Source organism: Microcystis sp. M090S1 (assembly GCF_020246295.1).
Lineage (GTDB): Bacteria > Cyanobacteriota > Cyanobacteriia > Cyanobacteriales > Microcystaceae > Microcystis > Microcystis aeruginosa.
The window spans coordinates 14,349-39,352 of record NZ_JADBTF010000374.1 but is presented as its reverse complement, the minus strand read 5'-3'; the positions used below and the strand labels follow the sequence as shown (position 1 = coordinate 39,352).

The window sequence follows — 25,004 nt, the reverse complement described above, 5'->3', positions numbered from 1 at the left end:
CGACCATAAGACCAGAACAGAGTAAATCTGTTAAGGCAGGTGCGGAACCCCGCAAGGGAAAGAAGCAGAAACCTAAATCGTGAGGTTTGGGAATCACCGTCCGTTTACGGCGGTGAGGATGTCAATCCCGCCTCCAGCGCAATCTTGTTAACTCGATCAACAACCAAACCAAAGCATACGAGGCAATCCAAGAACTCCGTTGCATCGTGCCGCCGCTGTCTCCCGTGCCTGACATTGCCGTTGTTAAAAGCGATCGCCTCTCAGAGGTGGATGGACCGCTGCCAGGTCCACCGGACTGGTTAATTGAAATTCGCTCCCCCGACCAAAGTACATTAGATCTACAGAATAAAATTCTGCACTGCTTGAGCAACGGAACTCAGCTCGCCTAGCTGATCGATATTCAGCGACAGCAAATCTGGGTTTGGGAGAACCAAGAGCTGCCACTGGTCTATGCGGTCACCGACATACTCCCTACCCTTGGCAATATCTCTGACCTGACTGTGGAAGCTGTAATCGCAATGACCCAGCAGCGATAACAAGCGCGACTGTGCGATGCCGCCGTCGGAGACTCGCGAAGCTGAGACACTGCGAAGCAGCACGCTAATATTTAGCTCTTCTAGCGTGCGTTAACAAAGTTTAACGCACCTCTTTGACGATAAAGAATCTAATTAACATTTTTTGACCACTTTTTAGCTGATAATCACGTTAAACGTTTGTAAATCAGAGGATTCGTATTCTAATATACAGTTTACACCAAGAAGTCGGGAGAGCCTAAATTCGGTCAAAAAATTAACGCAGTAGCGTTTCTGTAAAGATAAGGTAAAAGATTGTAGCATTAACGGTGAAAGTTTCACTGTCAAATACGGGTGCGTCTGAAATGAACAAGTCAGTGATTATTAATCTAGGCAGTGGGAATTTGTATCAAGGATTTCCGCGAGTTACCGTTCAATTATGGACGGATGGCAATCCGCGGCCAGAGCAATTTATCGGCACGTTGCCCGCCGCACCCGCTTTAGTGGAACTGTATCGGAATTGGCAGCTTGTTTATCGGGGACTATGCGATCGCCTTGGGCGCAGCGAAACTGAACGCATTACGGGCGGACAACGCCATCCCATAATATCCCAACCAGGACATCTATCTTCAGCTTCTCTCGTAGAAGTTGGTGAACTAGAAATCAGTGAAGCAGGCATTACCAATATTTCTCAGGTCAGTTTTGATGAGTTGTGCCAGCAGCTACAGGCAAGCATCAATACTTGGCTGAAATCAGAGGGTTTTCTCCCCATTGAACTGCAACTGCGATCGCGACTCGACTCATCCGCTCCCATCCGAGTCATGATTGAAACCAACGATCTGGAATTGCGCTCTCTTCCTTGGCATCGCTGGCATTTCTTTGAGGATTATCCCCAAGCGGAAATGGCGTTGAGTCAACCAGAGTACCACTATCGAAATGTTCTGAAGTCAGCAAAAACTGAGCAGAAAGTCAGGATTTTAGCAGTCTTAGGCAATAGCTCCGGCATTGATTTAGCCACAGAAACCCGCTTACTTCAGCGGTTGCAGGATGGGTCAGTTAAGTTCCTGGCCAACCCCTCACGCCAGGAGTTCAATACTCAATTATGGCAGCCTGAAGGGTGGGACATCCTGTTTTTTGCCGGTCACAGTCAAACCCAGGGACAAACGGGTCGAATATATATTAATGAGAATTCAACCCACAATAGTTTGACGATATCACAGTTAGAAGAGGCGCTGAAAACCGCGATCGAGAAGGGTTTAACGCTGGCTATTTTTAATTCTTGTGATGGATTAGGCTTGGCACAAGCACTGGAGAAACTACACATTCCCACAGTGATTGTCATGCGCGAACCGATTCCCAATCGGGTGGCACAAGAGTTCTTTCAGCAGTTTCTGACAGCATTTGCGATCGAGCAATTGCCGCTCTATCTTGCCGTTCAGCAAGCGCGTCGAAAGCTCCAAGGATTAGAAGATGATTTTCCAGCAGCGTCTTGGTTGCCCGTGATTTGCCAAAATCTAGCCGTTGAACCTCCCACTTGGATTCAGCTTGGAGGAACGCCAACCTGTCCCTATCGCGGTCTATTTGCCTTTCGGGAGGAAGATGCTCGGTTCTTCTTTGGGCGGGAGCAGGTAACTCAGGCACTGCTGGCGGCGGTCAAACAAAAGCCATTGGTGGCGGTGATTGGTGCTTCTGGCAGTGGCAAATCATCCGTCGTCTTTGCGGGATTAGTGCCGCGCTTGCGTCAGGAATTAGGCAGTAGCGGCATGAAAGAACAAGGCTCGCCGTCTGTACAGATTGTTTCGTTTCGCCCAGGGAATAATCCGTTTGAAGCCTTAGCAACTGGGTTGGCGCAGTGTCCTGCGATCGCTAAATTTGTCTCTCTACATCAGCCCCAACAGGGGTGTGGCGATGCTCTCCCAGAAGGTCAAAGCGACAGTTTCGCTAACGCAGTAGAACTAGAGCGGCTCTTGCGGCAAGACGACCAGGGATTATCCCACCTCATCGAGTGGGTTAAACAGCAGAATTCAGGGATGCGCCTGATTTTGATCGCCGATCAATTTGAAGAACTCTATACCCTTTGTCCAGAGTCAGAGCGACAGACTTTTTTGGATACTGTACTAAATGCCGTGAAATTTGCTCCAGGGTTCACCCTGATTCTGACCCTACGAGCAGACTTTTGCGGCTATGCCCTGGCTTACCGCCCCTTGAGTGATGCCTTGCAAGGTGCCATTCAGGTTTTGGGGCCGATGAACCGGGAAGAATTGCCAGCCGCGATCGCCAAGCCCGCCGCCCAAATGCAAGTGAAATTAGAGGATGGATTAATCCAGAAGCTGATCCATGCCATGAACGAGCAGCCAGGGCGTTTGCCCTTGTTGGAATTTGCCCTCACGCAATTGTGGTCAAACCAGCGAGATGGATGGCTAACCAATCAGGCTTATGACCAGATTGGCGGCGTAGAAGCAGCACTGGCCAATCACGCAGAATTCGTATACGCTCAACTGAACGAAGAGGATCGACAGCGATCGCAACGGGTATTTATCCAATTAGTGCAGCCCGGTGCCGGGACAGACGATAGCCGGCGTACTGCTACACAGGAAGACGTGCAGCCGGAAAACTGGGACTTGGTGGCGCGTTTAGCCTCCTCTCGCTTAGTGGTGACCAACCGCAACGATTCTACAGGAGAAGAAACCGTAGAAATTGTTCACGAGGCATTAATTGGGGGCTGGAAACGACTCAGGAATTGGATGCAGCTCGATCGAGAGTTTCGCCTCTGGCAAGAGCAACTGCGGGCAAACCGCTACCAGTGGGAGCGCAGCCATCAGGATGAAGGGGCATTGTTGCGGGGTAAACCTCTGACCGATGCAGAATATTGGTATCTGAATCGAGCTGATGAACTGAGTTCGAGCGATTGCGAATTGATTGAGCAAAGTGTGGCACTGCGCGATCGCGACCTGAAATCCCAAAAGCGCAGGCGAAAGTTAACGATCTCAGGACTCACAGGTGGCTTGCTAGGGGCCTTAATCTTAGCAGGAGTCGCTTGGGGGCAATGGCAGAATTCAGCGCGTAGCGAGATCCAAGCCATCACTGCGTCCTCAGAAGCACTTTTTGTCTCCAATAATAAGTTAGATGCGTTGATTGAGGCCATTCGGGCCTGGCAAAAATTATCCAGGACAGGAGGAACAGACGCTGAGACTAAAACTCAGGTAGATTCCGTCTTACGGCAGGCAGTTTATGGCGTTCTTGAATACAATCGTTTGTTAGTCCATGGTGATGAAGTTAAAAGCGTCGCCTTCAGCCCAGATGGTAACACGATCGCCTCGGCTGCTGGCGATAAAACTATCAAGCTCTGGAAGCAAGATGGTACTATAATCGCCACCCTCAACGGACACAGCGATAAAATTTGGCAAGCTGTGTTCAGTCCCGATGGTCAGACAATCGCGTCCGCTAGCAAAGATAAAACCATCAAACTTTGGAGGATAGAAGCAGGCAAGATACCTATTCTAATAACGACCCTTGTTGGACATCATCATGATGTGAGAGGAGTGGCGTTTAGTCCCGATGGTCAAATGCTGGCTTCAGCCAGTGACGATAAGATGGTTAAACTCTGGAAGCGGGATGGCACTTTGATTACGACTCTCGCGGGTCACTCTGATGTTGTGAACGGTGTAGCGTTCAGCCCTGATGGTCAAATGCTGGCTTCAGCCAGTGACGATAAGACAGTAAAACTTTGGAAGCGAGATGGCACTTTAATTACGACTCTCAAAGGTCACACTGATATTGTGAATGGAGTAGCGTTCAGTCCCGATGGGCAGCTCCTAGCTTCAGCCAGTTGGGACAAAACGATCAAACTCTGGAAACTAGAAACGGGGAAAATGCCGACTCTACTGACAACCCTCACAGGACATAGTGAAGTGGTTTATGGAGTGGCCTTCAGCCCTGACAGTCAGACTCTCGCATCAGGCAGTTGGGACAAGACTGTTAAGCTCTGGAAACGAGACGGCACTCCGATCACGACTCTCAACGGACATAGCGATCGCGTTTGGGGAGTAGCCTTCAGTTCCGATGGGGAAAACCTTGCCTCGGCCAGTGGTGACAAAACGGTCAAGCTTTGGCGGCTGAAAAGCCCCTTGATGACAAGGTTGGCAGGACATACTGCGGTCGTAATTGGAGTGGCCTTCAGCCCCGATGGTAAGACCATTGCTTCAGCTAGTGATGACAAAAAGATTAGGCTTTGGAAGCGAGACGGTACTTTGATTGCGTCCTTGGTCGGACATACCGCTCAAGTTTATGGAGTCGCCTTCAGTCCCGATGGTCAAAGGTTGGCATCGGTAAGTGCAGATAATACCGTCAAACTCTGGAACTTAGGGCCAAGAAAGCCTCAACTCCTGGCCACCCTGAGAGGACATCAAGCAGTGGTTTGGGGAGTTGCCTTTAGTCCCGACGGTCAGACAGTTGCCTCCGCAGCCTGGGATAATACCGTTAAGCTCTGGAATGTAGGGCAAAAAACGCCTCAACTCCTCGCTACCCTGAGAGGACATCAAGGGGCAATTTTTGGAGTGGCATTTAGCCCTGACAGCAAAACCCTAGCTTCCGCAAGCGCAGACAATACCGTTAAACTCTGGAGAGTGAAGCCAGCGCAGATACCTGTTTTACTGAGGACACTGACAGGACATACTGCTCAGATTTACTCAGTAGCATTTAGTCCTGATGGTCAGACGATTGCCTCGGCAAGTGCAGATAACACGATCGAGCTTTGGAAACCGGATGGCACTTTATTGACGACTCTCAAAGGTCATAGTGCTGTCGTTTATTCAGTCGCTTTCAGTCCCGATGGTCAGACCATTGCCTCAGCAAGCTGGGACAAGACGATCAAGCTTTGGAAACCGGATGGTACTTTGTTGACGACTCTGAATGGCTATAGCGATCGCTTTTGGGGCATCGCCTTCAGTCCCGATGGTCAAACCATTGCCTCAGCCAATGAAGACAAAACTGTCATTTTGTGGAATAAGGAGCAGGTTCTTACGCTTAATCCCTTGATGTACGGTTGCAATTGGGTACATGATTATTTGAAAACGAATCCCAACGTGAATGAAAGCGATCGCCATCTTTGTGATTGAATCACTCAGCATCAAAGCGATCGCCCTAGCCATTAAACCTTTCTGAAATGACAACCCTGAAACCCGTGATCCAGTATTACAACTGGGCGTGCCAAATAGACCTGGGTTTAATAGACCTCTTGCAAAAGTCTTAAGTCGATCCTTGTACAGCAACATTTTTGAAGATTATCAACTACTAATAAATAATTAACTGAAAGTCCCTCCCATTATTGTTTCTATCGTTTGTTTTCGGATTTATGCAAGAGGTCTAATGAGTACAGGAACTATGGTTGATTTATCAAAATCAAAAATTCCGATGCTGGAATCGGTTGAATTTCAACGTAGGCAATTTTATCTTGTCGTTGTACCGGGACTGTTGATCCCACTTTATGAGGACCCGTGTAACCCGGAACCGCCGCTTCAGCCGTATTCAAAACCACTGTCATAGTGCTTCCGATTGGGTTGAGATTGGCATCCACCAACACTTTCGCTCCTCGATTATCCGTTCCATGACTGTTTAGCGCACAAAGTGCTTCTTCGTCATCTAAAACCCGTGACCAACCGATAATTTCTCCACTCCGTCCGTGATCGCCAAAGGGTAAGTTCAGAAAAGGGATGGCGGTTGGTCGTAAATATTGCCGTCCTAAGCGCAGCACTGGAAACTGTTTACGGATTGCCGCCATAGCTCCAATCCGGACATAGGCTGGATGATTGGAATCAAAACAATGAGCACCTGCTGTCCCAAATGGCCCAAAGCCAGGTAAGTTTTGATCAACGGATTGCAGGCCCGCCACGCCGAATTGCCGGGGATGCTCTGGACCAAACATGGCCTCTCGCAAATAGCGATCGGATTTCTTCCAGTCGGATAACCACTTCCGTTCAGCCGTTTCTGGCCCTGCCAATGCCTGCTCTGTTCCAGCGTAAATGCAGGGAATCCCCAATGTGAACAGTTGCAATGCCACCCCAGCAACGACCTGATGATCTGATGCAGCTTCGCTGGAAAAGCGGATTTTTTCACCAAATACATGATCGTGATCGTCCAAAATTGAAACATGCCGCCGTCCGAGGTTCCGGTGTGATCCCATTACCGCATTCCCTGGATCAAACCCGTTAAAGTAAGCTCTTGCATCTATCAGCCCTTTGGCAACCTGATTAAGATTCCCCCGCATCTCGCCAATATCCAAGGCAGCATTTAAGTTCTGCCCTACTACATCTAGATAGCGGTCTTGGTTATAGTCTCCGCCTGCTATTTCTCCCACTAAAAAGAAGTCACTCTTGCCCAAATTAGCCGCAAACTCCTTAATCGTTCCACAAAAATTTCGAGCTTGATCATAGGTCACATGCTTGAGCGTATCAATCCGAAAGCCATCGCAGTCTGTCAACGCGATCCAGTATTTGTAACACCGGGCTAAGTTGTCTAAAAGATGAGGATAGTCTAACTGGAAATCACGCAAATTAATAAAATCTGAACGCCGGAATTCGGCATTGGGATCCTCCAAATCTCCCCGCCCCAGGCCTCCCTCGCTATAGCCAGCCCGACTATAGCAATCTGCTTCCTGGAGTTCGCTCGGCCAAACCCCGTCCGCGTTAGTTCGAGGCTTCCCTGCAATGATTTGTCCCTGATCACCTAGCCATGAGCCAAACTGATACCAACTCGACGTATAGGGAGGTTTCTGTTCTCCGCCAGGAGTACCCGGAGCATAGTCCCAGTTATATCCGGAATGGTTAAAAATGATATCGAGGATAATGCGTAATCCCTTCTTGTGGGCTTGATTGACCAGACCAACCAGCTCCTGGCGAGTCCCAAAGCGAGGATCAACCTCTAAAAAATCCTGAATACCATAACCGTGATAGGTATTCAAGTGACCCCGTTGCTGAAAGATGGGTCCTATCCAGATTGTTGTTACCCCTAGTTGGTTTAGATAATCTAGCTTCGACTCTAATCCTTTAAGCGTTCCTCCCTGCCAGCGATCGCCGCCTGACTCTGCCCATTTATCAAATCGCCAAGACTGTCCATTTGGCAGATTAGGTCGAGACTGATTCAGTTGTTGACGATTCAGCAGAGGACGTGTGTTTTCTTTCCCATCACTAAAACGATCAGGCAAGAGAAAATAAAGCACTTCATTTCTCCAATCCGCAGAGGAAGGGTAATAACTCTCACGGCGAGGTAAAGAAAAATCGTTTAGACTACCTGGTCGCGGTTTGGCTAGATTCTGATCGGCAAATTTCATTAGGAATTACCTCAAGATTGATGAATATTGTTCCTTATCTATTTTTAGCAACAGGATATCTATGATTAGGCTAACCTTGCTGATTCTAAATAGTTGTAAGCTATTTTGACTTATGCACTTCATTGATATGCTCGGCCAGTCTGAGGGCTAGAGCACCCAACGTAAGCGAAGGATTTGCTGTGGGAATGTGCGGGAAGACCGACAGATCACAGCAGTACAGATTATCATACTCGTGAAATTTTAGGTGCTTATCAACAACACTTTCGCCGAGTTTCCCTAGCCGTAGAGAGCCACCAGTGTGATAAGTCTCGGATTCTTCTCGATATTGAAGAGGCTTTTCTAACTCAGAGAGATCAACGCCCAAAAATTCAAACACTTTTTTCTTCAAGGCATTTGCTTCCACTTCTAGGGGACGATCCTCCATCGGTGCTACATAGACCTTGGGGCGAATATCACCAAGCTTGACCCAGTTAGAATCGTTCAGCTTTCTGGGAAAAAGAAACTTGATTTTAGCAGTAATGCGATCATCATTTTCAAACTCCTCTCGGAATAAATCATCATCCTCATAGCGAGGCTCCCAAATCCGAGGGTTAATCGCAAGCTCACAACTAAAATGATTATTTTCCTTTTCTAAGTCATGGTTGGGCAGAATAAGAATTTTAACTTGGTCTTTTGCAGTGATCAATGTCTTCATTCCCATCTGTGGGATGACAAAAGATTGTTCTGCTGCCTGGTGATCAGTAAGACCAATACCGATTTTTCCGCTTTTATCGGACAGATCACTTCTAAGAGCAATACAGGGACTTTCTGTGGCTCCAGCCGCTAAAACAATGACCTTTCCTCGATAGCTTCGTTTGCAGTGATTGATGAGATCTTCACAACATACCTTAGTTACCCTGTGTCCTTCCCATTCAAGGTGGGTAACTAAGTGATTGAGATTGATGGTAATATTTTCTCCGCCAGTCTTCATCTTTGGATAACTGACAGAGTTGAGTAATAGAGCTGCGGTGGAGAAGTAACCCCTTGGGCGCTCATCTGGATTACCTTGACGCTTTGTAATCCATGACATTTCTTGATGGAAACTTCGAGGTAGGTGCTGCACATCATAATCTGGCAGTTCCTCTTCCAGACGAGCCCGAAAGACTTTTTCGTAGTTGTTGTATTCAGTTCTCTTTCGGAAAAGCCTTTCCGCTTTTATATATCCACCCAGTTTTAGGTAGTCAACAATCTCTTTATCCCACTGTTCAAAGTCCCATTTGTTCATCCGGGGAATCAGAGCTGACCAATATATCGATCGCCCTCCCAAGTTCAGGTGTACATCTTTTTTCAGTACTGATCCTGGTGCGTTGTCGTATGCTACCGATTTTCTGACATCCACCTCCGAAGCGGGAATAGGTGTATTGCCAATATGAGAAGGTAAATGAACTGATCCAGCTTCTAATACGAGGACTGACAAGCCAAAATCCGATAGTTGATCGGCAACGATTCCACCCCCCATCCCAGAACCAATGACGATGACATCATATTTCTGATCGGTATCTAAATTGCTAGGCACATATCGACGGGAAAAGTCTGTTTCTTCATTAAGTAAGTTTTCGACAGCGTGGAGATACCTCTTTTTATAGCTGGGAAATGAAATATTTTGATCCGTAAACTTGACTTTTTGCGAATTATCGTAAGAAACGACAATCGGATTCTGCTCCATCGTAATATCCTCATTAACATGGAAGCAAAGAGTAGCCTTATCCGCATCCGAAGGTAAAGAAATGCGGTACTGCCATTCATGGTTAGTATACTCCCCCCTGATTGGTCTCTTTGAAGACAACGATTCTTCACAAGAAACAGTAACCTCATTCGCAGGGATATGCTTCGTAGTTGCAAAAACGACCGTGAGAACTTTTTTTCCTTTCATAAAATTTCTCCAAAGTATATCTTTAGGGGGTATCAAATAGCCAGAGGCATTAAATAAGTTTAAAAAAAAAGTAATTTTCTCTTTTTTTAAACCTATATCTAGAAAATAAGTAGGGAGGCACAATTATTTGTCGGATGGGTTAGCGGTAGCGTAACCCATGCGGGCGTTGGGTTCCATGCTTCAACCCAACCTACGTTTTAGGCTGAGTACAAGTCAAGTAAATTGTACAGTCTTAGGCATATTTTCCGATCAAACTAATTATCCTATAGTTGCAGCCCAAATTAACTTATACACTTTATTGCCAAGGTGGTGTCTTGTGGTTTTGACATACCCCACGCCGTAAACGGACGTGGATTCTTCTCGCATCACTGCTGTGAATTTATGGCTCAACGAGTCCACTTGAATTAGATTCCTGGCGAAATCCAACTCAGAGGTGGTTCTCTCCTCAGACTTTCGCAACCTTACAGAAGCCTGTTTTCGGGGTCCCCTACGATACAGTTCAAAACCTCTAAAATACTTGGTTTCTCTGGTACTTGGTGCTGAGAATTTTTACCTATAGGATCATTTCCCTATAGAACCCCATAACTCTAGTTTTTAAGGTGCGTTCATCGGTTGATGACTGGGTTTTTTAAGCGGTTGCTTACCCGGCCCCCTATTCTTAATAGCATACATCCTATCAAGTCGCCCTAAAAGGGCGCGGCTTTAAACCCAATTTTTCGGTAAATTCGTCCCCTAGCTAGTTATTGGTCAACGCAGCTGCGATCGCCGTCACCCTGTTGGTCACACCTGGCCCACCGAGTCCAATACAAACACCAAATCCTTGCCTCGCTCTGGCATAACCGTCAGCTATAAAAGCCACCCCTCCTTCATAAGCCGCCACAACTGCCGTCATGTTGTTCGGACAATGCTCGACGAAAGGGTCAATACTGCTGCCAGGAACCAAGAAAATATGTTCAATACCCTCCTGTTTCAATGCTTAAAGAACGTATAGCACTACATTGTTTTCTGTCATAAAAATCGTCAATTCAAAAATGAAACGCATCAACCTCAAGAGTTGACAAAGAAAGGCTCCGCCAATTCAAAAATGAAACGCATCAACCTCAAGAGTTGACAAAGAAAGGCTCATCAGGTACTGTCTGATCATTAACAACAACAAATCAGACCCAAAAATGAGCCGAAAACATCTTAACATAGAACCAAGAAACTTGCTCTACTAACTTAGTCAAGAGGGAAATTTATCTCAACGGCAAATGGCCGTCTGGCTCGGATGTCATCAAAACACAATATCACGAGAATTAAGAAGGAATCAAAGTTCCCTCGGCTGCTATCTACCTGACACAGCACAAGCTGAAAGCGAGACGCGCCGAAAAAATGCCAAACAACCCTTTAAAAATGTCAGCGAGTCGGCCTTAGAGTTGGTGAAAAAAGGACTGAAAGATTATCATAGTCCCGAACAAATAGCAGGTCGTCTGAAAAGAGCCAGTCAAGAATCTCTCAGTCACGAAACCATCTATCAAATGATCGATCATAACTACCCTTGACTGTGGAAAGTATCAAGAATACCTACGCGGCTGGACGAGGAAAAAGAAAGAGTCGAGACGGAGCAAAAAGTAAGCGTGGAGGGATTCCGGGGCGTGTGGATATTCTCCTCTCCCATCTCCCATCTTCCCACACCCCACACCCTTCTCCCTTCTCCCCCAATACTATCGGGACGGGGAAGAATTGATCGGGGGTAAAGAAGGAGAAATTTCGCCACCTCGATCGAATATTTCCAGATTCCATTGACCGAAACGATTACTTTCAAAAGCAATAAAACGACCGTTACCACTAATCGTCGGACGACGCACTTCTCCTAAAATATTTTCGGTGATATTTTTTGCTTGCAGAGTTTGTCGATCATAAATATATATATCGGGTTTACCGGACTGTTCCGACACATAAACAATATAGCGACCATCGGCACTAATATCCGGTTGATCTTGATAGGTTTTTGCTTGATTTAACCCCGGCAGGGGAACTAAACGATTAGCCACTCGATCGAATAAATAAATCGTTCGTTGTCCCCTGCGATCGGAGGCAAAGACCAGATAACGACCATCGTAGTTAAAACGGGGATTATCTTCAGAGGAAGGGGTATTTAAAGTATTTCCTAAAAGCTGTTGGGGAGGGGTGACAAAACCCGCATCACTACATCCCCCCAGACTGATGATATTAACCGCAAGAAAAAGTCCCAGGAGTTTAGGAAACCTGATCATCGGTCGGCGCTGGGGAAGGAAGGATACAACAATTAATATCATCAAGACAAACTTTACCCCAATGCAATGCCCAACGCACCAATTCCACCCGATTATCGGTTTTTGTTTTTGTCAAGATATTACTAATATGATTATCAACGGTACGCTTACTAATCTCTAGCTTTTCCGAGATTTCTTGATTAGTTAAACCATTAGCCACTAAATCGAGTATTTCTAGCTCTCGATCGGATAATGAAGCGGCTGTTTGAAACTTCCCAGCAGACATAAGTATAATTCCTCTCGTATATGTACTTATCATTCTAGAAGAATTTTTTCCCCTAGGAATCGATAATCAGTAATCAGTAAAGAGTAATCAGTGAAAAGACAGCACTGTTACTGCCATTTGATGATGCACACTTAATACAGATGGTTTGCGGCAAAAAGCTTTTCGGTGGTGGCAGGGTGTGGCCCCCCAACCCCCCCGACATCGGGGGGGCAGGGGGGGTGTGGGGTTTTATCGATTTTCAGGTGGTCAACTACCTAATTTTCAGGGAAAAAGTCCCGGAATTTTCCCCCCGATCCCCGCAATGGCTGGCACTTTTTGAGGGAAAAAAAGTCTAAAAGTCTTATCCAACAAGGTTTAGCGATGTATCTGTTTGTAACTGAGGAGCCTCAAAACCTTTATGGACAATGCTTTGAGAGGGCTTGTTCCCCTGTCAGACTCAAAACTGATCAGTGATCAGTGATCACTGATCACTGATTCAGGGCTGACGGCTGGTACTATATAATAAAAAACGCTCCTTAGTTAGATATTGAGAAAAACATGGAAGTTATCCCCGCTATTGATATTCTCGATGGCAAATGTGTGCGACTTTATCAGGGAGATTACCAACAATCGCAGGTTTTTAACGATAATCCCGCAATAGTGGCGCGAGAATGGGTCAATCAGGGGGCAACCAGATTACATTTAGTTGATTTGGATGGAGCCAAAGAGGGTAAATCGGTTAATTTGTCAACCATTGAAACAATTCTTAATGATATTGCCATTCCCGTACAGGTGGGGGGTGGACTGCGAGATCTAGAAACGGTGAGTAATCTCCTAAAAATCGGGGTAGAAAAGGCGATTTTAGGGACAGTAGCCGTAGAAAAGCCAGAATTAGTCAGCGAACTTTGTCAAAGCTTTCCGGGGCAAATAATTGTCGGTATTGATGCTCGCGATGGTAAAGTAGCCACCCGGGGTTGGTTAGAAACTTCCGAGGTAGAGGCGATCGCTCTTGGTCAAGATATGGCAAAAAGAGGAGCCAGTACGATTATATACACTGATATTCATCGAGATGGCACGCTTTCTGGCCCTAATCTCGCCGCTTTGCGAGAATTAGCCGAATCTGTCGAGATTCCCGTGATCGCCTCTGGGGGCATTAGTTCCCTGACGGACCTACTGAGTTTATTGTCTTTGGAACCTTTAGGAGTAACGGGAGTAATCGTGGGCCGCGCCCTTTATACCGGTGCAGTTAACCTCTCGGAAGCGATTAGTGCGATCGGATCGGGCCGTTGGCAGGATCTACCCCCGAATTTTTTCGCTTAACGGACTTGTTTGAGAGTATCCACCTGTTTATTGAACATATCGGTAAATAGTCCCAAAACGGTGCGATTTTCATTGACTTTGATGTTAACACTCACAGACATCCCCGATTGCAGCGGCAGAGTGGATTTATCTTTCAAAACTAACTCTTGACTGTTCAAGCTTACCCGGACAGGGAACCGATAAAAACGGTGATTTTCATCGGGAGGTAAAGCATCGGAACCGATCGAGATTACTTCTCCCTTAATATCGCCGTATTCACTGTAAGAAAAGGAATCAATGCGAATATCGGCCTTTTGTCCCACGCGCACAAAACCGATGTCTTGGTTAGTCACATCCACCTCTGCCACTAAACAACCTTTAGCGGCATCTTTGACCTGGGTGGGACAGCCATCGGGAACAAGTTTTAATAATGCTTCCGCTTGACTCGGTTGGGGAACAAACCCGGGCCGGGCCTTGAGATCAAAGACCACACCATCAATCGGGGCGGTAATTTTTTGATATTTAATGGTCTGTTGTGCTTGACTAATTTGACTATCTAACTCAGCAATGCGCTTGTTGTTATCAATGATAATGCGACTGATCTGACTATCGATTTCAGCGATCCGTTTGTAATTGTCCGCCATTTTATCGCGCACATCTTTTTCCGTGATTACCGTGGTATTAATCAGCTTTTCCTGCGCTTGGGAGATCAACAGGAAATAACGCTTTTCTTCCTGTTCCAAGCGGGAAATTTCGGCGATGCGGGTTTGTACTTCTTTCTCTTGTTTTTCTCGATCGATTTCGCCGTTAGCCTCTTGCTGCTGCAGTTCATTCTGGCGATCAGTTACCGATTGTTTTTGTTTATTAATCTGATAACGGGCGACCGCCCCTTCTTCTCCCAAGGGTTCAATATCGTTAAGAATATTACGCTCGATATCCAAGCTTTCTTGGCCCTGCTTCATCGAATTGGCATTACGAGTTTTAATTTCTTCTAAGACTAAGCGATCATTGATTAATTGCGAGCGGGCATCGGCCAACTGTACCCCGGTTTGGGCCAATTGTTTTTCTAATTGTTCCATTTCCAATCTAGCGGCCGCTTGTCGAGAATTGGCCTCCCGTCGGGCAGCCGCTAGACGGGCTAATTGCTCCCCTTGTAAAGCAGAGCTAGAAGCACCTTCACTGACCTGTGCTTGATAAAGTTGATTTTCCGCCACTAAAGCGGCACGATTACGGGCTAAATCGGCGATTTCACTCGGTAATTTTAATTGAGCGATCGAACTCTCCACTTGTGCCGGTGTCAGATCCTGCGCCATTAATAGACGATAGAATTGATTTTCCTTCTCGGCAGTGGCGCGAATTTTTTTCAAGGATTCTAACTGCACTTGCGAGGCACTGGAATCCATTAAAACCAGTACATCACCTTTGTTAACTCGATCGCCGTCTTTAACTTTAACTTCCTGTACTACCCCATTCACCGGTGCTTGTACTTCTTGCACTTTGCCCTGGGGTTTAAGTTGTCCTTGAGCGCCGACCACCTGCTCGATTTTGGCGAGCGCTGACCAAATTAAAGCGGCAGTGGTGACACTCATTAATGTCCAGATAATCGTCCGCGACCAAATGGGTGATTGTTTCAGGATCACCGATTGTTCTGGTGGGCTGAAAGTGGGTAAAGAAGGGGTAATACTTTTATTTTTCGTGGTAGTGGCCACGTTTTTACCCGCTTGGGTCAGTTCATCGCTTTTACCTTTGCCGTTGCCGTTGCCATTGCCGTTGCCGTTTTGACCGTTGTTAGAATTACCGTTCATGAAGATTCTCCTATATTTAGGGTTTGCTGAAAAAGTTTTTCGTGGGGGTAGGGTGTGGGGTGTAGGGTGTGGGGTGTAGGGTGGTCACTGCGTGCGCGTTGCGGGGGGTTTTGGGGTATTAGTTGAAACTTCCCCATTTCCCCATTTCCCCATTTCCCCATTTCCCTATCCCCTATCACCTAATCCCTGTCTCCCGACTGACTAGATTTGCGAATCCTGTTGTTTATAGAGGGTATAGTAAAGGCCTTTTTTGGCCATTAATTCCTCGTGGGTGCCTTCCTCCGCTACTGTCCCTTTATCCATCATGACAATAATATCGGCGGATTTGATCGAAGCTAAACGATGGGTAATAAAGAAGACCGTATGATCTTTGAAAGCTTCTTTGAGATTCAGACACACTTGCCGTTCGGTGTTATAGTCGAGGGCGCTGGTGGCCTCATCAAGAATGAGAATTTGCGGTCTTTGCAGGACGGAACGAGCGATCGCAACCCGTTGTCGTTGTCCCCCCGATAGGGATGCCCCCCGTTCACCGACGCGGGTATTATAGCCATTGGGCAGGGTCATAATAAATTCGTGGGCCGCCGCCGTTTTCGCTGCCGAGACAATTTCCTCCACAGTAGCATCGGGGTTAGTCAGGGCGATATTTTCCTGTACCGTACCGTCAAATAATAGGGTTTCTTGGGGAACCATGCCGATTTGACGACGGAGGGAATAGAGTTCCACTTTGTTGATATCGTAGCCATCGATGAGAATCCGTCCCGATTCTGGTTCGTAGAGACGGGCTAATAGTTTAGTGATGGTACTTTTCCCGGCGCCACTTTCCCCCACCAAAGCGACAAAAGTACCGGCCTGGAATTCTAAGTTGACGTTGTATAGTTGCAGGGGTCCGTGGGGATTGAAGCGGAAAGCGAGGTTTTCGTAGGTGACAGTGCCTTTAATTAAGGGCATGGGGATATTTTGGCGATCAAGTTCCGCTTCTTGGGGAGTATCGACGATATCGGCTAATCTTTCCAGGGATAAGCCGGTTTCTTGGAAGTTTTGCCAGAGTTGGGTCAAACGCAGAATCGGCGAGGTAACGTAGGAAGCGATAATCCGGAAGGCGATTAATTGACCAAGAGTGAGTTGTCCGTCTAAAACCAGGGCTGCTCCCACCCAAAGCACTAATAAACCCGATAATTGGTTAAAGAAGTGACTAAAGGAACCGGCCAAAGTTGAGGTCATTACCGTTTGAAAACCTTCGGCCACATAGCGCGCATAACGTTCTTGCCACTGCCAACGGGAACGCAATTCGATATTCTGTGCTTTCACCGTTTGAATTCCTGTCATTACCTCCACGAGATAGGATTGGGTTTCGGCGTTTCGTTCGGCTTTTGCTCGCAGTTGTCGCCGCACGATCGGTGCGAAAATAGCTGTGGAGAGAATTAAAATCGGCACGACTCCCAGGGCCCAGAAGGTTAAAATCGGGCTATAGATCAACATAACCACGATGTATATAACCGAGAAAATGGCATCTAATACCACCGTTAGGGCTGTACCTGTTAAAAATTGCCGAATATTCTCTAATTCGTTGATTCTTGTCGAAATTTCCCCCACTGGCCGCCGTTCAAAGTATTTCAGGGGTAAGCGCAGCAGGTGATCGATAATTTCTGAACCGAGGGTCATGTCGATGCGGTTAGTGGTATCGACAAAAAGGGATGTTCTCAAAAAGGTTAAAATTCCCTCAAAAACGGCAATTACTAACAGGAAAACCCCGAGGGTATTCAAGGTTTCCGGGCTATTCTGCACGATCACTTTATCGATGATCACCTGAATCATCAAGGGATTGGCCAGGGCAAATAACTGCACGAAGAAAGAAGCGATAAAAACTTCTATTAAGACTCGTTTATGTTTCTTGACAGAAGGCCAAAACCATGATAGGCCAAAACGCTGTTGCTGGGTGTGTTTGGTGGGTTTGAGCAGAATCACTTCCCCTTTTTCGCCCCAAGATTCCAGAAATTCGCTGGTTTTGCGTTTAATTATCCCCCTTTGGGGAACAGCGATCGTGGTTTCCCGTTGATTAATTTCGTAGAGGATAACGATGCTGTCTTGCCAGCGAATTAGGGCAGGAGGGTTGATATTGGGCAAGGAAGAAGCATTTAGGGGTACTAATTGGCTATGGAGTCCCACTACCTCGGCTACAGCCCCACACAGGGGCAGGGAAAGGCTGCCGGTTCTTTGCAGTTGATCCCCTAGGATGCGTTGGATCACGTCCTTGCGAAAGGGGATATTAAAATATTTGCAGAGCATCTGAAAACAGGCACTCACCGCCTCTAGTTCCGTTTTTCCCCCGAAAAAAGCATAGGACTTGCGGTTTTTCTCGACAGTTTTTTCAACGGCGATATCGCTGGTGATGTCGCTTATTTTTCCCTGGGGGATATCTAATACCTGGGTGAGTTTATTTCCCTTGATGACTTGGGTTTCTAGGATATCATCCGTTTCTGTTTCCGCAGCCGCTTCGGTTTCCACTGTCAAGAATTCATCTAACTGGTCGGAGGAAAGACCTAATAAGCGCGTGTTAGTCGGATTTTTCTGGGTGATAACTGTGCCGATAGGATAATTATCGGTATTTTCGCTGACTAACCAGAGATAATCATCGTCAATCTGGTTGTAGGACACACAAGCTTTGTTTAAAAGAGCCTGAGCAATTTCTTTCAGGTCCCCCCCACCCCAGGCCTGTTGATTAAGATAGGAGCCTAGTACAGCATAAACTTCAGCGATCGAGGTTTCTTTAAAGAAATATTGCTTAAATTCGGGGTAATCATTGATTAAAGACCAAAAATCCTCTTGTTTTAAGGTTAAACAGATCGTGACTTCCGAAGAAGCGATGACCGTTTCACAGGGGGTAGCGCGCAGGAGACTGATCCACCCGAATAAATCCCCCGGCTGTAATTTAGCCAAAGTGACCGGCAGCGGATTGTTTACCCTAGCATCGTAACCCAAAAGTCTGGCCTCTCCCTCGTAGAGAAAGACGAGGTGGGAGGGTAAGCGGTCGCACTTGAGGATTGCATTGCCCATCTCATAGCGAAAGGGTTGTAATTTCTGGCCGAGGGAACGTCTAACCTCGACGGGCAGGCGATCGAAGGGCTGTACGGTCTCCAGAAAGGCGGTAAAATCTAAAGTGGTATAACTCATTGGCTAGGCGAAAATTGACTAGGTTGGCAAATAATTAGGCGAAAAGACTAGGTTTACCCAGTGTTGCAAGGAAATGCTATATAATCGATACCTGCTCGCTATTGACTGGGTTTGATTCGGAGATAAATTTCACTGTTTGCATTTGAGCCGTTAACCATTGTTGGAATAAATCATTGCGTAAGCGTTGACGGGTGGGAGGATCCAGTTCACAGGATAAATATTTTTCCAGTCGGACAATCACGACCCATTCTCCCACTTGCGTCGGTGGCCACAGTTGTCCCGGTTTACTTGCCTTGAGAATTTGCCCGATCTGGGGATGGGGGGCGCTCAGTTCCACAGGTCCGATTAGTCCTCCGGTTTCCGCTTCTGATCCTTGGGAGTATTTTTTAGCTAGTTCAGCGAAGGTATTTTCTCGATCCTGTATCCGGAAAAATATTTCCTGGGCAATGCCGATATTTTTTGTCCGAATCAGCGAATAAACCACCTTATCCAATTGATTTTTGACTTGCAAGAAGTAGGATTCTACTTTGTTCTCCCAAGTCTCCTGTTTAAATGTTTCCAATTTAATGTCCCGAAGAATTAGATATTCTAGTTGTTCGGAATCCATCCCGTTTTGTTGTAACCAGGATTTCATTTGTTCATCGTTGGCAATTTGATTATTTTGATAGAAACGGGAATAGGCGGCGTTTCTTTCTTCGGGATTGCAGGTAATATTGGCGATCGCTTGCTCGATAATTACTTCCCGGATTAACTGGGGTAACATACCATATTTTGCCAAAAGAGGCAAGACCTGTGACTGGTTAATTTTTTGGTCGCCGATTTCAATAATTGAACTCATAATAAATACATTTTCCTCTCAGAAATGTTTAAAACTATCAACTCTAGGAGCTTCTAAATTTTATTGAGGTGATTATACGTCAAAACAGCAATTTTAAGGCACTCCCCCCTATTTTAATTTTAGTTTTCCCCGTGAAAGCCAAAAATTACAGAAATTAAAGAAATAAGTCGGTCATCTCGGTGGGGGTGGTGAGGGGAATTGGTCCGGCCGATGGGCTCGCCCAAAATGCTGCTCAGCAACCCCTAATTACGCCTCTAATTGACTAGAATAGACTTCTTGCAGAAGTCGGGGAAGGGGGAAGGGGGAAATTTTAACCTTTAATGTGCACCCCTTTTCCCTACATTTGCCGAAAATTTTTGATTTATGCAGGAGATCTAATGATAGGATATAGGTCTAGCTGCCTTGGAGAGGTGGCAGAGTGGTCGATCGCGCTCGACTTGAAATCGAGTAACCAGCAATGGTTCGTGGGTTCAAATCCCACCCTCTCCGTACTCAACCAATCAAATTTGGACTCAGGTTGCCCGATTGTTCGTAGAGAGGGGAAAATAAAATATACTAGGCTAAAAGGATAATATTGAGGCAGTAGCCCCCCGGCATGGTTTTTTGGAAAAGATTGTTTAATAGCTCGGAAGTCACTGCATCTCCTGACTATTCGGGAGACTTGGTAGAGGTTGCCCAGAATGACCTCGGACAGACGCGAGTGTTTTTTAGTACCGATCGAGAGCTAGATCTATATGAGTTAGAAGAACTTTGTGACTCGGTAGGTTGGGCCCGTCGTCCTTTACGCAAAGTTAAAAAGGCGATCGAATGTAGTTTTTTAGTGGTGTCGATGTGGGAAGTGCGAGGTAATCGCCGTCGTTTAGTGGGTTTTGCTCGTGCCACTTCCGATCACGCTTTTAATGCTACGGTCTGGGATGTGGTTGTTCATCCTCACTATCAAAGTAAAGGCTTTGGTAAAGCATTAATGAAATTTATGATTAGGAAGTTGCGGGGTGAGGACATCAGTAATATAACTCTTTTCGCCGATCCGCAGGTGGTGGATTTCTATCGTCGTCTTGGTTTTGTTCTCGATCCCGAAGGTATCAAAGGTATGTTTTGGTATCCCGATTAAGAATGCGGCTCTTAGGCTATACTAAAAAAGGAGTTTATTTCGGGATGTAGCGCAGCTTGGTAGCGCGCCTGCTTTGGGAGCAGGATGCCGCAGGTTCAAATCCTGTCATCCCGACTTGAGAGAAAATTCTTAAAATCCTAACTTTGTCTCCTTTCCGGTTGACAAAAAAGGCTGCCTTCTTTTATTGCCAAACTCAGGTGATACTAAATCCGTTGAGTATAGGCTACTTATGAGGACAGGCACTCATGCAATAGGCAATAGGCAAAAGGGGCAATAGATAATCAGTCTTTAATAACCGGATTTAGTATGAATTAGCCAGAAAATTAGGGAGTTTGGGGAGAGAAGCAGGAGATTCTTGGGGAATAATCGGGGTTTTTCTCTAGAAAAATTGCCCTTGCCTCCCCGTGTCTCCCACTGCTCCTTGTAATATCTCCACAGACGATTATTCTTCTTCTTCGTAATCCTCCTCGAAATCGTCCTCCTCCCCTTCCTCATCCGGTTCTGACCAGCGATCGCTGATGGGTTGGCGACTAAAGCGACTGCTGCCGCGGGAGGAGAGGAAAGCCATCTCATCATCCTCTAAATCGACCACATCACCCTCAGCGTAGGCGCGAGCGGTTTGATCGTCAAGAATCATATCGCTATCCTCGCTACTATCGCCGAAACCGGGACGAGGGGGCAAGCCGAGGCCGCCGGGGGGAGCGTAATAGCTACGATTGTTGTAGTTATATTCCTCCTCTGGGGGGGTGTAATCGCTGATCCCCGCCGTGTTTTCGTGGGAATTGAAGCCAGTACCCGCCGGAATCAGACGACCGATAATCACGTTTTCCTTGAGACCCCGTAACCAGTCGGACTTGCCTTCGATCGCCGCTTCGGTGAGGACGCGGGTGGTTTCTTGGAAGGAGGCGGCACTGATAAAGCTATCGGTATTCAAGGAAGCTTTGGTGATCCCCAGTAGTACAGGCGTATATTTAGCTGCCGCCCCACCGGTGATCGACATGGCTTCGTTTACCGTCTCCACCTGTCGCAGTTCCAACAATTCCCCAGGTAACATACTGGTATCGCCGCCGTCATCGATCCGCACCTTAGAGGTCATCTGACGCACGATCACTTCAATATGTTTATCGGCAATATCGATCCCTTGGGATTGGTAAACCGACTGTACCTGATCAACGAGGAACATCTGGGTTTTTTCCAAGGCTTTCAGGGCTGCCTCGTAACTGCCCAGGCTATCCACATAATAATTAAAGAACACCTCTAAAATCTCGTGGGGATTAGCCTGACCATCGGTTAACGCCTGACCCACATCAATACGCTGATTATCGCTCACCAGAGGGTTTTGACTGCCTAAAAGCGGATATTCACTGATCGTGCCGTCATCCTCGACCACCTTAATATCGACGATCTCAGAATCTTGGTACTCCACTTGACAAACTCCCGGTTTGCGTGCCAGGACACAGGCCTCTTTCGGTTTGCGGGCTTCGAGCAGTTCTTCGATTCTCGGCAAACCTTGAATGATATCCCCAGTTTTCGAGCGCTCAAACACCAACAGCACCAAATTATCGCCCCGTTGGACAAGATCTCCCTCGTCGATGTGCAGAATGGCCCCCGCCGATACTCGGTAGGGTCGGGCCTTACGCAGACGGATTTCATAGCCAGTGGCGGTTTTGTCAACGGCCAGCACTTGACCGGAATTGGGGGCTAAAACTCCGGCAGCGATCTCAGCTTCGGCGATTACCAGATCCCTGGCCTTGACGGTGGGAGCAACAGCGAGCGGGAGAATAAACTCGTCACGGTCACTCACAATTAAAAGACGGCGCACCGCTTCGCTACCCTTGCGAATCCCGCGAATTTCTCCAGCTTCCTTACACTGGATTTCGGTTCTGGCCACCACTGCCCCCGGTGGAATTTCATCGCCATCTTGGACGAGAACGCGAGTCTGAATATTACCCCCTAAAGGATCATTATCACTATCTCGACGCAGCACCAGAGATTCGAGAATAACTAACTGTAAACGCTGACAATCGCTGTCCTCGCACCGCTTCGCGGATCCCTGCGGGATCGGTTCTAACTCGATATCGGCCGTCAGATGGGAGACCGATTCTGGTTCTTCGCTAGAAATTTCTAGGACTAATTGGGTGCTGATCAGTTGACAACCCTCGACGGATTTAACTCTTTCCCCGTCTTTAAAGAAAATGCGCTGCACCGAGCGCAGTTCGATATGTCGTCCTCCTTCTTGGTTAGCGGAACCTTGGGTGGGAGAAGTGGATTGGTCTTGTACGGTGAACTCCTGTACCGGTCGCAGCAGTAATCCCAAACCCTCGTTAGTTTCCACCCATTCCGCTTGCCGTAACTCCTCGATCGTGACTTCGGGAGTCAACTGTGTCCCGGGGTAAATTAACTGTTCTTGGGCAATTCCAGAGGATTCCGGTTCGAGATCCATAAATAACAGCCCCGGTTTGACAATGATCTCCCGGAGGATGTCATTTTTTTGGATGACTTCCACCACACCGCTAGAGTTACAGAAGATGTCTTTAACCACTTCTTCCCCTGCTTCCACATACTGCCCATCTTCCACCTGTAAGAGGGAGATATCTTTATTGACTTCGTGGGTTTCTTCGGGAATCCAGAGGATCGTGCCGCCTTTGGTGATTTCATAACCCTGTTTGCGGCTGCCTTTGGAGACTTCGATATCGACGTATTTAATCATCCCGCCGGTGTGGGTTTGATAGCGATCGTCGATTAACTCGGCGACAATGGCATGATTCTGTACTTTTGTCCCCGGAGTGGTTTTCAGCAGGAAGCGTTGACCATCGACCGTATGAATAATAAATTGTTCTCGACCGGCACTACTTTCTACTTTTACTTCGGCCTGATCCAAGGACACGGAAGCGGTGACGATATCGATTTCCCGGCTATTGGGGGCTAAACGCACCAAACCGCCGTTAGTGGATACCAGCTTAGTTTCCGCCAGAACATCCCCCACTTGTACTTGATCGCCGTTACTGACCACGGGTTCGGCCCCCGGCGGCAAGTTATACACTTCTCCGGAGAGAATCCATAGTAATCCCCCCCGTTGGGCGATGCGGGTGGTGTTGCCTTGGCGATCAGTTTTTTCCTCTGGGACTAATTGGGAGAATAGCACCTCGCCAGCTAAGTCACTGGTTACGTCTTTTGTGGCTTTTTCCGTGGATTTTTGGACTTTATCGGAGGTAATTTCCGCTAGTAACTGTTCCTTGCTTACTGTTGCCCCATCGGTGACGAATAGCAGCGAACCCGGAGTCAAAGAGTAGGTGACAGTTTCTTTAGTTTTATCCTTGGGTGTTAATTTAATTTCCCCCGGTGCCTCCACCTGATCCCGTTCATCCCCGTGGCGAGTTCGCACGTTACGGATACTTAACCCCGGCAGAAAACGCACGGTTCCCTCGAAGGGACTCCGCACTTGCCGGGCTACTTCTCCAGTAAATACGCCCCCGGTGTGGAAGGTACGCATGGTTAACTGAGTCCCCGGTTCCCCGATCGATTGGGCGGCAATAATCCCCACTGCTTCCCCCATATCCACCGGATGACCGTGGGCCAGACTCCAACCGTAACAGGTTTGGCAAACCGAGCGGGCCGCTTCACAGGTTAAGGGGCTGCGGACTTTGATTTTATCGACGAGTCGCCCTAGTTTTTCGGCGGTTTCGTCATCGATAATCTGGTTGCGGGTGGCGATCACTTCTCCATTGACCACCACATCTTCGGCCAAGGAACGACCTAATAAGCGATCGCTTAAGGGAATTAACACGCGATCACCATCGGTCATGGCGGTTAATTCAACATAACGATTAGTGCCACAATCTGCCTCGCGGACGATGACATCTTGGGACACATCGACGAGACGACGGGTCAGATAACCGGAATCTGCCGTCCGTAGGGCTGTATCAACTAAACCTTTGCGCGCCCCGTAGGAGGAAATAACGTATTCGGTAACGGTCAATCCTTCCCGGAAGTTAGTCTTAATCGGGAGGTCGATAATTTCCCCCTGGGGATTAGCCATTAATCCCCGCATTCCCACTAACTGACGCACTTGGCTCATATTACCCCGCGCCCCGGAGAAAGCCATCATATAGACGGAGTTGAGGGGATCGGTCACTTGGAAGTTGCGAATTACTTCATCTTTAAGCGATTCAGATGTACTATTCCAAGTGTCAATTACTTTTTGGAAGCGTTCCACTTCGGTGATTTCCCCGCGCACATAACGCTGTTCGGTTTGCCGTATTTCCTGTTCGGCACTTTCGATCATCTGTCGTTTAGCCGGCGGTACGGTTAAATCATCAACACTAATGGAAACCCCTGCTTTGGTAGCGAAACGAAACCCGAGGTTTTTCAATTCATCGGCCATTTGTGAACAGCGCGCCGAACCGTAGTTTTGATAGGCCCAAGCGATCAGTTTTTTCAGTTTTCCTTTGTCAACAGTTTGGTTATAAAACATCTCGATCCCAGTAACAAGTAAACAGCTATTAGCTATCAGCCATCGGTGAACAGTAA

The 25,004-nt window shown here is 47.2% G+C and carries 13 protein-coding genes, 2 tRNA genes and 1 pseudogene; 7 read left to right on the top strand and 9 right to left on the bottom strand.

Annotated features, from left to right (window positions below):
- Window positions 1-155 precede the first annotated feature (155 nt).
- Entirely contained in the window at window positions 156-389 is a 234-nt protein-coding gene (locus IM477_RS16660) for a Uma2 family endonuclease (protein WP_353845555.1), read from the top strand.
- Between the two features lie 488 nt (window positions 390-877).
- Window positions 878-5,629, top strand: a complete 4,752-nt coding sequence (locus tag IM477_RS16655; RefSeq protein ID WP_287732677.1) for an nSTAND1 domain-containing NTPase — start codon at window positions 878-880, stop codon at window positions 5,627-5,629.
- A gap of 263 nt (window positions 5,630-5,892) precedes the next feature.
- On the opposite strand, the gene IM477_RS16650 is transcribed toward IM477_RS16655, so the two are convergent.
- The 3 genes from IM477_RS16650 to IM477_RS23170 all read right to left on the bottom strand — a co-directional run bounded on the left by IM477_RS16650 (window position 5,893) and on the right by IM477_RS23170 (window position 10,724).
- Window positions 5,893-7,839: an alpha-amylase family glycosyl hydrolase gene (locus tag IM477_RS16650; protein WP_287732675.1), complete on the bottom strand. Its 1,947-nt coding sequence runs from the start codon at window positions 7,837-7,839 to the stop codon at window positions 5,893-5,895.
- A gap of 100 nt (window positions 7,840-7,939) precedes the next feature.
- On the bottom strand, window positions 7,940-9,751 hold the full coding sequence (locus tag IM477_RS16645) for a GMC oxidoreductase (protein WP_002796222.1): 1,812 nt from the start codon (window positions 9,749-9,751) through the stop codon (window positions 7,940-7,942).
- A 736-nt stretch (window positions 9,752-10,487) separates the two neighbouring features.
- On the bottom strand, window positions 10,488-10,724 hold the full coding sequence (locus IM477_RS23170) for a thiamine pyrophosphate-binding protein (protein WP_044034713.1): 237 nt from the start codon (window positions 10,722-10,724) through the stop codon (window positions 10,488-10,490).
- A 196-nt stretch (window positions 10,725-10,920) separates the two neighbouring features.
- Here IM477_RS23170 and IM477_RS16640 point away from each other — a divergent pair.
- Window positions 10,921-11,396 (top strand): annotated as a pseudogene (locus tag IM477_RS16640) (IS30 family transposase); the annotation flags it as partial.
- A gap of 58 nt (window positions 11,397-11,454) precedes the next feature.
- On the opposite strand, the gene IM477_RS16635 reads toward IM477_RS16640, so the two are convergent.
- On the bottom strand, window positions 11,455-12,006 hold the full coding sequence (locus IM477_RS16635) for a TolB family protein (RefSeq protein WP_002796219.1): 552 nt from the start codon (window positions 12,004-12,006) through the stop codon (window positions 11,455-11,457).
- Window positions 11,990-12,271 (bottom strand): photosynthetic electron transport-dependent transcriptional regulator PedR, encoded by a 282-nt coding sequence (gene pedR, locus IM477_RS16630; protein ID WP_108937575.1) that lies wholly within the window; start codon window positions 12,269-12,271, stop codon window positions 11,990-11,992. The genes IM477_RS16635 and pedR overlap by 17 nt, the downstream gene beginning before the upstream one ends.
- Window positions 12,272-12,808: 537 nt before the next feature.
- On the opposite strand from pedR, the gene hisA reads away from it, so the two are divergent.
- Window positions 12,809-13,570: a 1-(5-phosphoribosyl)-5-[(5-phosphoribosylamino)methylideneamino]imidazole-4-carboxamide isomerase gene (hisA, locus tag IM477_RS16625; RefSeq protein ID WP_147073784.1), complete on the top strand. Its 762-nt coding sequence runs from the start codon at window positions 12,809-12,811 to the stop codon at window positions 13,568-13,570.
- On the opposite strand, the gene IM477_RS16620 is transcribed toward hisA, so the two are convergent.
- From IM477_RS16620 to IM477_RS16610, 3 genes are all read right to left on the bottom strand, one after another.
- The gene (locus IM477_RS16620; RefSeq protein WP_287732672.1) at window positions 13,567-15,354 is read right to left on the bottom strand and encodes a beta-barrel domain-containing protein; all 1,788 of its coding nucleotides are present in this window, start codon (window positions 15,352-15,354) and stop codon (window positions 13,567-13,569) included. The two genes, hisA and IM477_RS16620, sit on opposite strands and share 4 nt — an antisense overlap.
- Before the next feature lie 201 nt (window positions 15,355-15,555).
- Complete coding sequence (locus IM477_RS16615; RefSeq protein WP_287732670.1) at window positions 15,556-18,525, bottom strand: peptidase domain-containing ABC transporter; 2,970 nt, start codon at window positions 18,523-18,525, stop codon at window positions 15,556-15,558.
- Between the two features lie 76 nt (window positions 18,526-18,601).
- Window positions 18,602-19,363: a peptidylprolyl isomerase gene (locus IM477_RS16610; RefSeq protein ID WP_287732668.1), complete on the bottom strand. Its 762-nt coding sequence runs from the start codon at window positions 19,361-19,363 to the stop codon at window positions 18,602-18,604.
- 404 nt (window positions 19,364-19,767) lie between these two features.
- Here IM477_RS16610 and IM477_RS16605 point away from each other — a divergent pair.
- The 3 genes from IM477_RS16605 to IM477_RS16595 all read left to right on the top strand — a co-directional run bounded on the left by IM477_RS16605 (window position 19,768) and on the right by IM477_RS16595 (window position 20,588).
- Window positions 19,768-19,852, top strand: a tRNA-Ser gene (locus tag IM477_RS16605).
- Between the two features lie 106 nt (window positions 19,853-19,958).
- Window positions 19,959-20,474 carry a GNAT family N-acetyltransferase gene (locus IM477_RS16600; protein WP_002736326.1) on the top strand — a complete coding sequence of 172 codons (516 nt, stop codon included), beginning with the start codon at window positions 19,959-19,961 and terminating at the stop codon, window positions 20,472-20,474.
- 40 nt (window positions 20,475-20,514) lie between these two features.
- Window positions 20,515-20,588: transfer RNA gene (locus IM477_RS16595), tRNA-Pro, on the top strand.
- A gap of 328 nt (window positions 20,589-20,916) precedes the next feature.
- On the opposite strand, the gene IM477_RS16590 is transcribed toward IM477_RS16595, so the two are convergent.
- Entirely contained in the window at window positions 20,917-24,948 is a 4,032-nt protein-coding gene (locus IM477_RS16590) for a DNA-directed RNA polymerase subunit beta' (protein ID WP_287732666.1), read from the bottom strand.
- Between the last annotated feature and the right edge of the window lie 56 nt (window positions 24,949-25,004).

What these genes read in the sequence shown, in the direction of transcription:
- IM477_RS16655 (WP_287732677.1), top strand. Translation starts at nt 878, where the DNA reads ATGAACAAGTCAGTGATTATTAATCTAGGCAGTGGGAATTTGTATCAA.
- IM477_RS16650 (WP_287732675.1), bottom strand. Translation starts at nt 7,839, where the DNA reads ATGAAATTTGCCGATCAGAATCTAGCCAAACCGCGACCAGGTAGTCTA.
- IM477_RS16645 (WP_002796222.1), bottom strand. Translation starts at nt 9,751, where the DNA reads ATGAAAGGAAAAAAAGTTCTCACGGTCGTTTTTGCAACTACGAAGCAT.
- IM477_RS16635 (WP_002796219.1), bottom strand. Translation starts at nt 12,006, where the DNA reads ATGATCAGGTTTCCTAAACTCCTGGGACTTTTTCTTGCGGTTAATATC.
- pedR (WP_108937575.1), bottom strand. Translation starts at nt 12,271, where the DNA reads ATGTCTGCTGGGAAGTTTCAAACAGCCGCTTCATTATCCGATCGAGAG.
- hisA (WP_147073784.1), top strand. Translation starts at nt 12,809, where the DNA reads ATGGAAGTTATCCCCGCTATTGATATTCTCGATGGCAAATGTGTGCGA.
- IM477_RS16620 (WP_287732672.1), bottom strand. Translation starts at nt 15,354, where the DNA reads ATGAACGGTAATTCTAACAACGGTCAAAACGGCAACGGCAATGGCAAC.
- IM477_RS16615 (WP_287732670.1), bottom strand. Translation starts at nt 18,525, where the DNA reads ATGAGTTATACCACTTTAGATTTTACCGCCTTTCTGGAGACCGTACAG.
- IM477_RS16610 (WP_287732668.1), bottom strand. Translation starts at nt 19,363, where the DNA reads ATGAGTTCAATTATTGAAATCGGCGACCAAAAAATTAACCAGTCACAG.
- IM477_RS16600 (WP_002736326.1), top strand. Translation starts at nt 19,959, where the DNA reads ATGGTTTTTTGGAAAAGATTGTTTAATAGCTCGGAAGTCACTGCATCT.
- IM477_RS16590 (WP_287732666.1), bottom strand. Translation starts at nt 24,948, where the DNA reads ATGTTTTATAACCAAACTGTTGACAAAGGAAAACTGAAAAAACTGATC.